This window comes from Hymenobacter terricola, from assembly GCF_017921975.2.
Taxonomy (GTDB): domain Bacteria; phylum Bacteroidota; class Bacteroidia; order Cytophagales; family Hymenobacteraceae; genus Hymenobacter; species Hymenobacter terricola.
In genome coordinates, this window is record NZ_JAGEMO020000261.1 from 1 (window position 1) to 339 (window position 339).

The window sequence follows — 339 nt, forward strand, 5'->3', positions numbered from 1 at the left end:
AGTTTTTAAAAGCCCAATACGAATCTTTAACGTTTACATATTGTCCATCATTGGTTCTTGTATTGTATAAATACACATATTTAGATTGTAAAATCGATTCAAATTCATTATGCTCATCGTATGTTAACCAATGAGTATTTAAAGTCCATGATAATTCATTATGTTTAGTTACAGGAATTATCTCATTGTTTATAGTTGTGATAGTTTGAGTTTCAACAGATTCACTCATTTGATTCTTTGCACATAATGGCTGACACTGCCAAGCACCATATCTATTGATCCATGAGATATAATATTCAGCAGGTTCATGATCGACTTCTGCAATCTTTACAACCTTAC

General features: G+C 31.0%; 1 protein-coding gene. It reads right to left on the reverse strand.

The genetic code is table 11. From position 1 onward, the window contains the following. Positions 1-339: hypothetical protein (locus J4G38_RS28490; RefSeq protein ID WP_226164233.1), on the reverse strand; the 339-nt coding region annotated here is incomplete at both ends.